Origin of the sequence: Nocardia pseudovaccinii NBRC 100343 (genome assembly GCF_001613225.1) — a bacterium.
GTDB lineage: Bacteria > Actinomycetota > Actinomycetes > Mycobacteriales > Mycobacteriaceae > Nocardia > Nocardia pseudovaccinii.
Window position 1 is genome coordinate 1 of record NZ_BDBY01000358.1, and the last position, 13814, is coordinate 13814.

The window sequence follows — 13814 nt, forward strand, 5'->3', positions numbered from 1 at the left end:
CCGCGACCGCGCTGACCGCCCTCGCGACCGGAGTCCTCGGCGGTCTCCGCCGACGCGGCATCGGCCTGGGACTGATCGGACTTCGACTCGGCAGACTTCTCGGCGGCCTTCGGCGCTGCGGATTCAGCGACGGCCTCCTTCGCGACAGCCTGCTTCGCCGGAGCGTCCTTGGCCTGGGCTTCCTTCGCCGGAGCGGGAGCCTCCTTCGCCGGGGCGGAAGCGGCGGGTGTCACGTCGAGGGTGCCCTGCTCGGCCTTCACCGGCGCCGCCTTGGCGGCGTCCGCATCGGACTTCACCTCGCCTCGCGCGGACTTTTCCGCCTTCGCCGACTTTCCGGCCTGATTTTCCTTGATGGCGGCGATCAAATCGCCCTTGCGCATTCCAGAGGTGCCTCGGATACCGAGCTCCCCCGCGAGCGCGCGCAATTGCGGCAACAGCATTCCAGTCAGCCCCGATCGTGCGACGTCGGTTTGTTCGCTCATCTTCGAAATCTGTCCGGAGTCACTTTCGCGGTCCCCTGCCGGGTTGGAATCCACCCCGGGTGTCGCGAGCAGGTCCGTATCTGTCACGGAAATCCTTTCCTTCCCTCGATTGCCGTGTGCTGTTTCGAGGGTTTCGTCCCGCAGTCCGTGCGTTCTGCCGGACTCGGATGCGAGGGCCGAGCACAAAGCTCGGACCGGCGCTTTTTGCCGTATCACCTGCCCCGCCGGACCGGCGGCTTCGCCACCAGTTCCCGAAAGGTGGGAGAGATCATTCCAGTTGCGCAGCTACGCAGCACCCCCATGGCCTGGAGGCTCGAGCCTGGAGCCTGCTGGAGCGATTGCCCTGATGAAGCACCGGCGTCTGATGCGCACGATGTACGGACGTGCTCAGGATAGCTGGCAACCTGGAACATCGGCAAGGCAGACGCGCCGTCAGTCGACCTGGACGCCTTCCGCGAGTCCCGGCTCGACCACGCGGAGCCCGTCGATGGCCGCCAGTTGGCGGAGCTCGGCGGGGAATTCGCTGGTACCCAAGGCCAGTACGGTCGGTCCCGCGCCGGATACCGTGGCCGCGATCCCGGCCGCGCGCAGCCGGGCGATCCATTCGGTGGTCAGCGGCAGTGCGGGCGCGCGCTGGGTCTGATGCAGACGATCGGCCGTCGCGGGCAGGAGCAGGTCGGTACGTTGCGTCAGGGCGACGACCGCGAGCGCGGCGCGGCTGACATTGAACGCGGCATCGCCATGCGGCACGACCTCGGGCAACAAGCCGCGGGTGTGCGCGGTCGACGAGCGCTCCTCGGGAATCAGCACCACCGGACGCAGCGTGGGATGCGGATCGAGGCGCACCGCGCGGTAGACGCGGCCGTGATCGAGCGCCACGGCACCGTCGCTTGCGGCGTCCGCGGCGGTTTCGGTCCAGGACACCACGATTCCGCCGAGCACGCTGGCCGCGGCATTGTCCGGATGACCTTCGAATTCCGATGCGAGCTGGACCAATTGGTCACTGCCGACGGCCAAGGCCGGATCCAATTTCGCGGCGAGCCCGCAGCCCGCGGCAAGCCCGCCGACGACTGCCGAGGCCGACGAACCGAGACCACGCGAATGCGGAATTACATTGCGGCACACCACATCGAGACCATCGGCCCAGACGCCCGCCGCCTCCAGTCCGCGCTCGATCGCGCGCACCACGAGATGTGAAGGGCCCCATGGCACATCGTCAGCTCCCTCACCCTCCACTCGGATGGTAAGGCCGGAATCGGTAGTGCGCACCTCGATCTCGTCGTAGATGCCCAAAGCCATACCGAGCGAATCGAATCCGGGGCCTAGATTGGCACTGGACGCGGGCACCCGCGCGGTCACGGACAGACCGGCGGGCAGCGTCCTCGTCATCAGTTGGCTTTCGCGCGAATTCAACTCAGGCCAGCTCGAGTTCGTGGGCGACCGCGATCGGGTCGACCGGAATCGCCTGCACCTGAGGCATTCCCGCGAGCGCGTTATCCGGATCCTTGAGGCCGTTGCCGGTCACCGTGCACACGACGGTCAGCCCGGAATCCAGCCAACCCTCCTTGCGCGCGGCGAGCAGGCCGGCGATGCTGGCCGCCGACGCGGGCTCGACGAAAACACCCTCGGTCGCGGCGACCAATCGGTACGCCTCCAGGATCTCCTCGTCGGTGGCGGCGCGGAAGGCGCCGCCGGACTGCTCCTTGGCCTCCACCGCGCCGTTCCAGGACGCGGGCGCGCCGATCCGGATGGCGGTCGCGATGGTCTCGGGATCCTTGACCGGGGCACCGTTGACCAGCGGGGCAGCGCCCGCGGCCTGCACACCGAGCATACGCGGCAGGCCGGTGGTGATGCCGTCGGCGTAGTACTCGCGGTACCCGCGCCAGTAGGCGGTGATATTGCCCGCATTGCCCACCGGGAGGGCGTGCACGTCGGGCGCCTTGCCGAGCACATCGCAGATCTCGAACGAGGCGGTCTTCTGGCCCTCGATACGGGCCGGATTCACCGAATTCACCAGGCCGACGGTCGGGAATTCCGCGGTGACCTTGCGCGCCAGCTCGAGACAGTCGTCGAAATTACCGTCGACCTGGATGATCTTCGCGCCGAGCATGACGGCTTGGGCCAGCTTGCCCATCGCGATTTTGCCCTGCGGAATCAGCACCGCACAGCTCATCCCGGCCCGGGTCGCGTAGGCGGCGGCCGATGCCGAGGTGTTGCCGGTGGACGCGCACAGCACGGCCTTCTGCCCGCGGTACTTCGCGTCGGTGATGGCCATGGTCATGCCGCGGTCCTTGAAGGACCCGGTCGGATTCAGGCCCTCGACCTTGAGATACACATCACAACCGGTCAGCTGCGAGAGATGCGGTGCGGGCACCAGCGGGGTGCCGCCCTCGTACAGGGTGACGGGGTCCCAGTCGGCGGCGCCCGCCAGGCGATCGCGGTAGGCGGCGATCAGGCCGGGCCACCGCGAGTGCACTCCCGCCTGCGGCGCAACGCCAGTCGTACTCATTCGTTGGTGCCTTCCAATCTCAGAACGCTGGTCACGGATGTGACGGATTCCATTTCCGCCAGAGCGGCGACGGTGTCCGCGAGCGCCGACTCCGAAGCGTGGTGGGTGACCACGACCAGGCGCGCACCCTCGCCGTGTCCTTCCTGACGGACCGTGGAAATGCTCACCTCGTGGTTGGCGAATTCGCCCGCCACCTTGGCCAGCACCCCGGGTCGGTCCGCGACCTGCAGGTTCACGTGGTAACGCGTGGGCGTATCGCCGATCGGCGCGATCGGTAGCTCAGCATAAACCGACTCGCCCGGAGCCCGGCCACCGAAGAACTTATTGCGCGCCGCCATCACCAGATCGCCGAGTACCGCCGACGCCGTCGGGGCACCGCCCGCGCCCTGGCCGTAGAACATCAGCCGACCGGCGTTCTCGGCCTCGACGACCACCGCGTTGAATGCGCCGGTGACCGCGGCCAAGGGGTGCTTGCGCGGTATGAGCGCCGGGTAAACGCGCACCGAGACGCGCTCCTTGCCGCCCTCTTCCGGGCTCGGTTCGCCCGGACCCGCGCCGACCCGCTCGCAGATGGCGAGCAGTTTGACCGTGCAGTCCAATGCGGAGGCGGTCTCCAGATCCTCGGCGGTGATCTTGGAAATGCCCTCGCGGTACACATCGGCCGCGGTCACACGGGTGTGGAATGCCAGCGAGGCCAGAATCGCGGCCTTGGCGGCGGCGTCGTAGCCCTCGACGTCGGCGGTCGGATCGGCCTCCGCGTAGCCGAGGCGGGTCGCCTCTTCGAGGGTGATCGCGTAGTCCGCGCCGGTCTCGTCCATCGCGGAGAGGATGAAGTTGGTGGTGCCGTTGACGATGCCGACGACCTTGTTCACCCGGTCACCGGACAGCGACTGGATCAGCGGGCGCACCACCGGAATCGCACCGGCGACGGCGGCCTCGAAATACAGGTCGGCGCGGTTGCGCTCGGCGGCGGCGGCGAGCTCGCCGGTGTAGTCGGCCAGCAGTGCCTTATTGGCGGTCACCACGGATTTGCCCGCGTTGAGCGCGGCCAGAATGAGGCGGCGGGCCGGATCGATGCCGCCGATGACCTCGACCACCAGATCGACATCCTCGCGGGCGACCAGCGCGTCGGCATCGGTGGTCAGCAATTCGGCCGGGATACCGCGGTCGGCGTCCAGCTTGCGCACGGCGACACCGCGCAGCACCACCGGCGCGCCGACGCGCGCACGCAGGTCATCCGCGTGGTCGCGCAGAATGCGCACCACCTCGGTACCGACATTGCCCATCCCGAGGACCGCGACTCCGATCGGACGATCGGTCCCCCATACGCCGAACTTCGCAGCGTCCGTCATGATTCCACCTCCAGGCTGAGCAGATCCGCCACCGTTTCCCGGCGCAGAATGAGTCGCGCCACACCACCCCGCACCGCGACGACCGCCGGACGCGTCAGCTGGTTGTACCGGCTGGACATCGAATAGCAGTACGCGCCGGTCGCGGCGACGGCGACCAGATCGCCGGGGCCGACATCGGCGGGCATCCACGTATCGCGGATGACGATATCCCCACTCTCGCAATGCTTTCCGACGACCCGGGCGACCACGGGCGCGGCGTCGGAGGAGCGCGAAACCAGGCGGCAGTCGTAGTCGGCCTGATACAGCGCGGGGCGGATGTTGTCGCTCATGCCGCCGTCGACGCTGACGTAGCGCCTGCGCAGACCGGCATCGAGCGAGACGTCCTTGATGGTGCCGACCTCGTAGAGGGTGACGGTGCCCGGTCCGGCGATAGCGCGGCCGGGTTCGACGGCGATCTTCGGCTCGGGCAGTCCGGCGCGGCTCGCCTCGGTGGCGACCAACTTGCGCAGGCTCGCGGCAAATTCGTCGAGCGGCGGCGGATCGTCATTGGGCAGGTACGAAATGCCAAGTCCGCCACCGAGATCCAGTGTGGCGATCTGCGCGGTGCGCTCGATGCCGAACTTGTCGATGGCCTCGCGCAGCAGCCCGAGCATGCGGCGCGCGGCGATCTCGAAGCCATCGATTTCGAAGATCTGCGAACCGATGTGGCTGTGCAGACCGACGAGCCGGAGATTATCGGCCTCGAAGACGCGTGCGAGCGCCTCCATGGCATCGCCGCCCGCGATCGAGAAGCCGAACTTCTGATCCTCGTGTGCGGTCGAAATGTATTCGTGGGTATGGGCTTCCACGCCGACGGTGACGCGGACGAGCACATCCTGAACGACTCCGGCGCGGCCCGCGATGGCCTCGAGGCGCTCGATCTCGATCAGCGAGTCGACCACCACATGCCCGACGCCCGCCTCGACCGCGGCCGCCAGCTCGGCGACCGATTTATTGTTGCCGTGCAATGCGATTCGGTTCGCGGGGAAGCCCGCGTGCAGCGCGATGGCCAGTTCGCCGCCGGAGCAGACATCGAGGGAAAGGCCCTCGTCGCGAATCCAGCGGGCGATTTCACCGCACAGGAATGCCTTGGACGCGTAGTGAACTCGCGCGTCCGGGCCGAAGGCGGCGACCATATCGCGACAGCGGGAACGGAAGTCGTCCTCGTCGACCACGAACAAGGGCGTGCCGAACTGCTCGGCGAGCTCGTGCACCGGCACACCGGCCAGGTGCACGACACCCTCGGCATCGCGAGAAGCGTTGCGCGGCCACACATTCGCGGGCAGATCGATCATCTGTTTCGGATCGCTCGGACGCTCCGCGAGGCTGGGTGCGTGTGGAATATCTGCATGCCGGGGACCGGCAGGGTGGACGCTCACGACTCCACCTCGCTGACGCTCGGCTCCGCCGTGACCGTCCGAGACGCTGTGTCTATGGTTCGCTTGCTGCGCTCACTCACTACATTCGCTCCGGTGCACTAACGCCGAGCAGCTCTAGGCCGTTGCTCAGCACCTGACGGGTGGCATTGGCCAGGGCCAGCCTGGCGGCATTGGTCGGCGTGACGGGTTCGTCGCCGAGGGGCAGTACGCGCAGGTTCTTGTTGGTCTGGAACCGGTGGTAGGCACCGGCCAGTTCCTCCAGATACCGTGCGACGCGGTGCGGTTCGCGCAGACTCGCGGCGCTGGCGACGGCCCGCGGGTATTCGCCGATGGTGCGGATGAGTTCACCCTCTTCATCGGCGGTGAGCAGACCGAAATCCGGTGTCACCGTGTCGTATTCGAATTCGGCGGCATTGCGTGCGATGGACGCGGTCCTGGCGTGCGCGTATTGCACGTAGTAGACCGGGTTCTCGTTGCTCTGGCTGGTCCACAGGTTCAAGTCGATATCGATGCTCGAGTTCACCGAGCTGCGCACCAGCGAGTACCGGGAGGCGTCGACGCCGATGGCCTCGACCAGATCATCGAGTGTCACCACGGTGCCCGCGCGCTTGGACATTCGCACGGCCACACCGTCTTTGACGAGATTCACCATCTGTCCGATGAGCACCTCGACGGTGGCCGGATCATCGCCGAAGGCGGCCGCGGCGGCCTTCAAACGGCCGATATAGCCGTGATGGTCCGCACCGAGCATGTAGATGCACAGATCGAAGCCGCGCGAGCGTTTGTTCTGGAAGTAGGCGATATCACCGGCGATATAGGCGGCATTGCCGTCGCTCTTGAGAACGACGCGGTCCTGATCGTCACCGTATTCGGAGCTGGCGATCCACCAGGCCCCGTCCTTTTCGTAGAGGTCGCCGGAATTCTTGAGCTTGGCCACTGCCTGTTCGACCGCACCGGATTCGAATAGCGAACTCTCGTTGAAGTACACGTCGAAATCGGTGCCGAATTCGTGCAGCGATTCCTTGATATGGCCGAACATCAACTCGACGCCCTCGGCACGGAAAAGTTCGAGCTGCTCGTTTTCCGGCAGAGTCGGCGCGTCGGGGTGCGCGGCCACGATCTTGGCGGCGATCTCGCCGATGTATTCACCCGCGTAGCCGTTTTCCGGGGTCGGCGCGCCGGTAGCGGCGGCGACCAGGGATTTCGCGAAGCGGTCGATCTGCGCGCCGTGGTCGTTGAAGTAGTACTCGCGGGTCACGTCGGCGCCCTGCGCGGCCAGAATGCGGCCGAGCGCATCACCGACGGAGGCCCAGCGGGTGCCGCCGAGATGCACCGGACCGGTCGGATTGGCCGACACGAATTCCAGATTGATCCGGGTGCCCTTCAGGGTGTCCGAGGTGCCATAGGCCGCGCCCGCGGTCAATACCTGTTGCAGGATCGCGCCCTGCGCGGAGGCGGCGAGCCGGATGTTGAGGAAGCCGGGACCCGCGACCTCGGCGGTATCGATGGCGTCCGTGGTGGCCAGCGCCTCGGCCAGCCAGGTCGCCAACTCGCGCGGATTCGTTCCGGCCTTCTTACCTACCTGCATGGCCACATTCGTGGCATAGTCGCCATGTTCCGGATTACGGGGGCGCTCCACGTTGACCTCGTCGGGCAGGACCGCAGGGTCCAGTCCACGTTCGACAAGCACCTTCGCCGCGGTCGCGCGAAGGAGATCTGCAAGGTCAGCTGGAGTCACGAGTCTCTATCCTATGGTCTGGGCAGGTGTACGCCTCGAGTGGGCACCTCGGCGGAGCCCTCCGCAACCACCCAGCACCGTGGATCAATACGTGGAAAGAGCACAGCGAGCTATGCCGAGCAGCACGAGCGCCAAATCGGCCAAGGCCGTCCGGGCCGCAGGGAAGGTCGCACCGTCGCGGCAAAAAGGCGGCGGCAAGGTTCCGATGGGCAAGGGCCCGCTGAAGAAGCGCCAGATCCCCTGGTTGGTCATCGGAGCCGCCGGGGTGATCGTCGCATTGATCGGCGCGCTCGCGTTCAGCCTGGTGCCGAAGTATCAGGACAAGGCCGAACTCGAGAAATTCACGCCGAGTGCGCAGAAGAAGGATCCATCGGATCAGATCGCCGGGGTGACCAAGAAGGACTACCCGGCGGGACTGCACGTCGCGGGTACGCAGCGCGTCGCGTACGACCAGACCCCGCCGTTCGGTGGTCCGCACGATCAGGTCTGGGCGAACTGCATGGGCGTGGTCTACAGCAAGCCGGTCCGGGTCGAGAATGCCGTGCATTCGCTCGAGCACGGTGCGGTGTGGATCGCCTACAACCCCGACAAGGTCGACGCGGCGGGCATCGACACGCTGAAGCAGAAGGTCGAAGGTAAGCCGTTCACGTTGATGTCCCCGTTCCCCGGACTTTCCTCGGCGATCTCGCTGCAGTCCTGGGGGCATCAGCTGAAGCTGGACAGCGCCGACGACAAGCGGGTCAATCAATTCATCACCGCCTTGCGCGCGAACCAATACGCCTACCCCGAGGTGGGCGCGAGTTGCTCGAACCCCGCGTTCGACGCGAACAACCCGACGCCGTACGACCCGACGCCGCCCGGACCGGATGCGGTGCCGATGGACGGCAAGGGCCTGTCGCAGGACAAGACCGAACTCGGCGGTGCCTCGGGCGGTCTGCCCGGTATGCCGAGCATTCCGGGTGTGCCGAATATCCCGGGAGTGCCCACCGGGATTCCGACCCAGCCGACGGAAGGTCAGTAGATGCCCGTGGATACCGAAATCGAGCCGGACGTGGCGAGCGATTCCACGGGTTTCGCCGCGCAGGCACGTCGGCAGCGCACTCCGCTGCTGGTGCTCGGCGCGATCGGCATCCTGCTGATCGGCTTCGCGATCGGCGTGCTGGCCCGGTTGCCGCTGGACAGCAATAGCGAACCCGATCCCGGCACGGTCGATATCGGATTCAGCCAGGACATGTCGGCACACCACGCGCAGGCCGTGGAAATGGCCGGTATCGCGCTGATCGCTTCGACCGACAACGATGTGCGCAGGCTGGCCTACGACATTCTGACCACCCAGCAGGAACAGATCGGCCGGATGCAGGGCTGGCTGCAGATGTGGGGTAAACCGAACCAGAATGTGGACGGCTATATGGGCTGGATGACCGAACAGCCGGGTCATTCGCATTCCGGCGCTACCACCGGCCACGCAATGTCCGGCCCGTCGCCTTCCATGCCGGGCATGGCGACCACCGCGGAGGTGACCGCGCTACGCCAGGCCACCGGTCCCACGCTGGACACGATGTTCCTGCAGCTGATGCTGCGCCACCATCAGGGCGGACTCTCGATGACCGAATACGCCGCCCAGCACGCCGAAACCACCGCGGTGCGCACACTCGCGGCCGCGATGGCGACCACCCAGCAGGGCGAAGCACAACTCATCACCACCATGCTGACCGCCCGCAACGCGAAGCCCCTGCCGCAGAACTGATCGATCGCGTCGGGCCGGGAACCGAAACTCCCCGGCCCGACACACTTTTTGGCGGACGCCTCGCAATGCGATACGCTTGGCCCCGCCCGAACGGCCGCCCCCACCGGCACCGTTCGAAACCTATCCCGCCCTCGTAGCTCAGGGGATAGAGCGTCTGCCTCCGGAGCAGAAGGCCGCAGGTTCGAATCCTGCCGAGGGCACCGATAAAAGGCTCTGACCAGTACATTCCGGTCAGAGCCTTTTTCATGCCGCCCGATCAGCTCGCATGGATGACACGACTTCGGCCGAAGTCTTTGCCGCATCCCACTGGCATCATCTTGCGAATGGGCGTAGATCCTCGCTGTGACACTGGCATCGGCGTGCCCGAGCCATGTCGCAATCACCGCCAGCGACACCTCGGGGAGTCTGGGCGGTAGTGCTCGAATGTCGTGCCGGATCAGGTCGCTGTGGTCGACGGCCAGGCTCGGTCGTCGATTGTGAGCCAGGGTTCGGTGGCCGCGGAGGTGGGGGGTGTGCCGGTGAATTCGCGGATGTCGCGGTGCAGGTGGGATTGGTCGGCGTAGCCGGTGTCGGCTGCTACTCGGGCGGGAGAGTGTCCTTGGACGAGGCGGTGGACGGCGTGGTCGAAGCGGACCAGTTTGGCGGCGCGTTTGGGGGTCAGGCCGATTTGAGCGCCGAAGCGTGACCACAGTCGTTGGCGGCTCCAGCCCAGCTCGGCGGCGAGGTGCTCGACGCGGAATCGGCCGCGGCTGAGCTTGATTTGGCGCCATGCCCAAGCGACCTCCGGGTCGACGCGGTGGTCGTGCCGGGACCGCGTGGACAGCGCGGTGTCGACCAGGGCGAATCGGTCGGCCCAGTTCGGTGTCTCGTGCAGGCGCTCACGCAGCCACGCTGCCTCGCGGCCCCAGAGGTCGTCCAGGCCGATGATGGTTCCGCCCAGGTCGCCGGGCGGGAAGCCGAGGATGGCCTGGGCGACAACCGGTTCCAGGCGGATCTGGACGCATTCGACGGCGTCGACGCGGACCGGAAGCGCGGTACCGGCGAGGCCGAGGGTCAGGCTGCCCGAATGGCCGCGGCCAGTCGAGTCGCGGACCTCGAAGCTGCACTCGCCGAACTCGACGATCACCGTGACCGCCGGATGTGGAATGACACGCACCTGCTCCGGACCGTCCCCGTGAACATGAAATCCGGCCATGTCGACGCCGCGCAGAGCGGGTGGCCGCGCCGGTCGCGCGATGTCCCAAGGCACACGTCGATTGTATGAGCAGCCGCGGACGCTGACATTTCTCCAATACGCGACCCGTCGTCGTGCCCGAACGTAATGGCGTCCCAACCAATCGAAGGAGGAACCGTGGACGAAACCACTGTCGCCGCAGGACCGAATCGGTCGCGGTGTATCGGGCTGCTGATCGCCACCGTCCTGGTCGCCGTGCTCACCGGCAATACGACCGGCGCAGCGAACGCCGGGACCGACGACTCGCATGAGCACATGGTGCACCTGCCGGGCGGAGACATCCACGTCGTCGCCGACGGAACACCCGGCGCTCGCGCGCTGGTGCTGCTGCACGGGCTGGGCGCCTCGACCGCCTACTGGGATCCGGTGCTGCCCGCCTTGCGGGACCAGTACGTCGTGCGCATCGACCTGCTCGGCCACGGCAAGTCCGATAAACCCGACAGCGGCTACCGCACGTCCGAACAGGCGAGCCGAGTCGGGGCCGTGCTCGACCAGCTGGGCGTGCGCCAGGCGATCGTGGTCGGGCATTCCTCCGGCGGCTACGTGGCCACCTCACTGGCCGAACAGCGTCACGACCTGGTGTCGGCGATCATGCTGATCGACTCCGGACCCCGCCTGGACGCCGTCACCGACAACGGTCCGGTCGGCAACCTGCTGTTCGTTCCGGCGATTGGGCAGCCGCTGTGGCCGCTGCTCCCGGACGTCGTCCTCCGGCAAGCCATGAGCTCCGCGTTCACCCGGGACGTGCGGATCCCCGACCAGTTCGTCGCCGACCTGCGCGGCATGACCTACCGCAGTCTCACCGCGACCTCCACCGCGTCGGATGACTACCTGCGGGAACGGACCGAACCGGACCGGCTCACCGACCTCGGCGTACCGGCCATGGTGCTCTACGGCTCGCAGGACAAGCGTTGGCAGCCGGACTCTTTCGAGGACTACCGCCGCGTCCCGGGCATTCGGATCCAGAGCCTCGACTGTGGCCACACGCCCATGGTCGAAGAGCCCGACCGCACCGGCGCACTCATCCGTGACTTCGCCGGTCAGCACTGAATTCCCGGCAGCCGACCGGCCTTTCGCGGTACTCGGTTCTCGTAGTACCCGGTGATCGACGGATGGTGGCTCGGCCGGATACGTCATCAGAGCTACGAAAACCGATACTGATCGGTGTCCAATCGTGGTGGTCCGTGTTGCCGTAATCTCACACACAGTCGGGGTGAGCGGGAGGACGGGACGATGACATATCCGCCGGGTGGGCAACCGCCGTTCGGGGCGCCACAGGGGCAGCCGCAGCAGCCGTATGGCTATCCGCAGCAGGGTGGGCCGGGGTATCCGCAGCAGGGTGGTTATCCGCCGCCGGGTGGTCCGGGATATGGACCCCAGCAGGGGTATCCGCCGCCTGGCAGTTATCAGCAACCGGGGTATCCGCCGCCGAAGAAGCGCCGGACCGGGCTGATCATCGGCCTGTTGGTGCTGGTGCTCGTCATCGCGGGTGCGGTCGCCGCGGGCGTGGTGCTGACTGTGCAGGGCAAGACGCCGCTGGCCTCGGACGAGAAGAAGATCCAGGCGGCCATCCATGACTTCTATGACACGCTCGAGTCGAACGGTTTCGCCGCCGCGGCGGGCAAGGCATGCGCGGCCGACCGTGCCGAGTTCGACACGCTGACCGATGAGCAGAAGAAGGAATTCGATACTGCCAAGATCGAGGTCAGCATCGACAAGATCGATGACATCGTCGTCACCGGCGACCGTGCGACGGCCCGGATCACCGGCAAACTCACGCTGACCGTCCCGGGCGAGACGCCGGATACCGATACGGGCACCACCGAACACCTGCGCAAGGAAGACGGGAAGTGGAAGATCTGCTCGGCGGAGTCGGGTAAGAACTGACGTAATCTCGTCGGATGAGCTGCTGCGGACCGTCGCGCCGGACCCTCCTCAGCGCCATCGGGCTGGCCGCGCTCGCAAGCCTCGCGGACCCGGGTTCGGTTCGGGCCCAACCGAATCCGCTCTTCGCGACCGATTTGGAGGTCGTCACGGTCACCGATCGATCGGTGATTCTCACTTGGGCGACGGTCGCCCCGGATCCGAGCGGCCGACTGCTGCCGGTCGACACGGACGCCGAAGTGCGCCTCGGTCCGGCCGATTCAGCGCTGACCACCGTCTATGCCGAGGACGAGCCCACACCGTTCCACTATGCCGAGATCGGCGGTCTCGAACCAGGCCGTCCCTACCGATTCGAGGCACGGTCGAACGGCGTCCGCGCTGTCCCCGCGCTATCGCTGACCACTCGCATCCCCGGAAGTCCGGAATCCACCGGGGAATTCACCACCCTGACACCGCCGCCCGGCCGTTCGCTGCGCACCGTCGCACTGGCCAATGACGTGCACTACGGCGAGCAGGTCAGCGGCCTCGTCGTCGACAACCTGCCGCCGGGTTTCCGGCAGGAGCCCGGCCTGCCGCCCTACCCGGAGGTGATGCTCGCGGCCATGCTCGATGATCTGCGCCGCCCCGACCGCGCCGCCGACCTCCTGCTCATCGCGGGCGATCTCACCGCGGAGGCGAAGCCGGAGCAATCGCGTTCGGTTCGCGGGCACCTGGACTCCTGGGGCGCGCAGGGCCGCGACTACCTCGCCGTGCGCGGCAATCACGACCGTCCGCACATAGGCCCCGAATATCAGGGTTGCATTCCCGCACCCGCGGATCATTACGATTGCTGGGCAGAGCAATTCAATCCGCGTCAGCAACTGATCGAACACGAGTTGGGCGGCCTGCGGCTGCTCGGACTGGATACCAGCGAACTCGACGGTTCGGGCGGCAGCATCGAACGCCCGCAATTCGACCGGCTCGGCGAACTGCTTCGCGAGGATCCGGACCGCCCGACGCTGGTCTTCGGACATCACCCGGTGACCATCGAATCCGGTCTGACCAATACCGCCGGACCTGGTTTCGTCCTCAACCGCCCGGACAGCATCGAACTCCAGACGCTCTACGAACACGCTCCCGGCGTATTCCTGCAGCACAGTGGCCATACCCACCGAAACCGTCGCACCCGCCCCGACACCGGTGCCGCGGTGGAATTCCTGGAGGTCGCCGCGGTGAAGGAGTATCCGGGCGGCTACAGCCTGCTGCGCCTGTACGAAGGCGGGTACATGATCAACTTCTACAAGACACGCACCGCCGCCGCCCGCCGCTGGAGTGCGACCACCCGCGGCGAATACTTCGGCCTGCTGCCGGATTACACGCTCGGCACCTTCGCCGACCGCAATCACGTTGTGCTGCGGGACTTCTCGGGTCTGTCCTGACCGGTCGACAAACTCACGTCCGCCGCAGCCGT

General features: G+C 66.8%; 12 protein-coding genes and 1 tRNA gene. 6 read left to right on the top strand and 7 right to left on the bottom strand.

The window, feature by feature from the left end; all coding sequences use genetic code 11:
- The 6 genes from NP3_RS38820 to argS form a co-directional block, all read right to left on the bottom strand.
- Positions 1–569 (bottom strand): Rho termination factor N-terminal domain-containing protein (locus NP3_RS38820; RefSeq protein WP_218025019.1); only part of this gene is annotated, 569 nt, incomplete at its 3' end.
- Positions 570–914: 345 nt separating this feature from the next.
- A complete protein-coding gene (thrB, locus tag NP3_RS38825) occupies positions 915–1871 on the bottom strand; it encodes a homoserine kinase (protein WP_063046735.1) in 957 nt (318 codons plus the stop codon).
- A 25-nt stretch (positions 1872–1896) separates the two neighbouring features.
- Entirely contained in the window at positions 1897–2991 is a 1095-nt protein-coding gene (thrC, locus tag NP3_RS38830) for a threonine synthase (protein ID WP_063046697.1), read from the bottom strand.
- Complete coding sequence (locus NP3_RS38835; protein ID WP_063046698.1) at positions 2988–4343, bottom strand: homoserine dehydrogenase; 1356 nt, start codon at positions 4341–4343, stop codon at positions 2988–2990. The genes thrC and NP3_RS38835 overlap by 4 nt, the downstream gene beginning before the upstream one ends.
- On the bottom strand, positions 4340–5761 hold the full coding sequence (gene lysA / locus NP3_RS38840) for a diaminopimelate decarboxylase (RefSeq protein WP_063046699.1): 1422 nt from the start codon (positions 5759–5761) through the stop codon (positions 4340–4342). The genes NP3_RS38835 and lysA overlap by 4 nt, the downstream gene beginning before the upstream one ends.
- A gap of 79 nt (positions 5762–5840) precedes the next feature.
- The gene (argS, locus tag NP3_RS38845) at positions 5841–7499 is read right to left on the bottom strand and encodes an arginine--tRNA ligase (RefSeq protein ID WP_063046700.1); all 1659 of its coding nucleotides are present in this window, start codon (positions 7497–7499) and stop codon (positions 5841–5843) included.
- Positions 7500–7611: 112 nt separating this feature from the next.
- Here argS and NP3_RS38850 point away from each other — a divergent pair, with 112 nt between their 5' ends.
- The 3 genes from NP3_RS38850 to NP3_RS38860 all read left to right on the top strand — a co-directional run bounded on the left by NP3_RS38850 (position 7612) and on the right by NP3_RS38860 (position 9446).
- The gene (locus tag NP3_RS38850) at positions 7612–8520 is read left to right on the top strand and encodes a thioredoxin-like domain-containing protein (protein ID WP_063046701.1); all 909 of its coding nucleotides are present in this window, start codon (positions 7612–7614) and stop codon (positions 8518–8520) included.
- Positions 8521–9246 carry a DUF305 domain-containing protein gene (locus NP3_RS38855; RefSeq protein ID WP_063046702.1) on the top strand — a complete coding sequence of 242 codons (726 nt, stop codon included), beginning with the start codon at positions 8521–8523 and terminating at the stop codon, positions 9244–9246.
- A 127-nt stretch (positions 9247–9373) separates the two neighbouring features.
- Positions 9374–9446: transfer RNA gene (locus NP3_RS38860), tRNA-Arg, on the top strand.
- A 236-nt stretch (positions 9447–9682) separates the two neighbouring features.
- Here the strand turns inward: NP3_RS38860 and NP3_RS38865 are convergent.
- Positions 9683–10495, bottom strand: a complete 813-nt coding sequence (locus NP3_RS38865) for a helix-turn-helix domain-containing protein (protein ID WP_063046703.1) — start codon at positions 10493–10495, stop codon at positions 9683–9685.
- A 102-nt stretch (positions 10496–10597) separates the two neighbouring features.
- Here NP3_RS38865 and NP3_RS38870 point away from each other — a divergent pair, with 102 nt between their 5' ends.
- The 3 genes from NP3_RS38870 (at position 10598) to NP3_RS38880 (ending at position 13782) form a co-directional block, all read left to right on the top strand.
- A complete protein-coding gene (locus tag NP3_RS38870) occupies positions 10598–11530 on the top strand; it encodes an alpha/beta fold hydrolase (RefSeq protein WP_245721290.1) in 933 nt (310 codons plus the stop codon).
- A gap of 183 nt (positions 11531–11713) precedes the next feature.
- Positions 11714–12367 (top strand): Rv0361 family membrane protein, encoded by a 654-nt coding sequence (locus NP3_RS38875; RefSeq protein WP_063046704.1) that lies wholly within the window; start codon positions 11714–11716, stop codon positions 12365–12367.
- A 14-nt stretch (positions 12368–12381) separates the two neighbouring features.
- Complete coding sequence (locus NP3_RS38880; RefSeq protein WP_063046705.1) at positions 12382–13782, top strand: metallophosphoesterase; 1401 nt, start codon at positions 12382–12384, stop codon at positions 13780–13782.
- Positions 13783–13814: the final 32 nt, after the last annotated feature.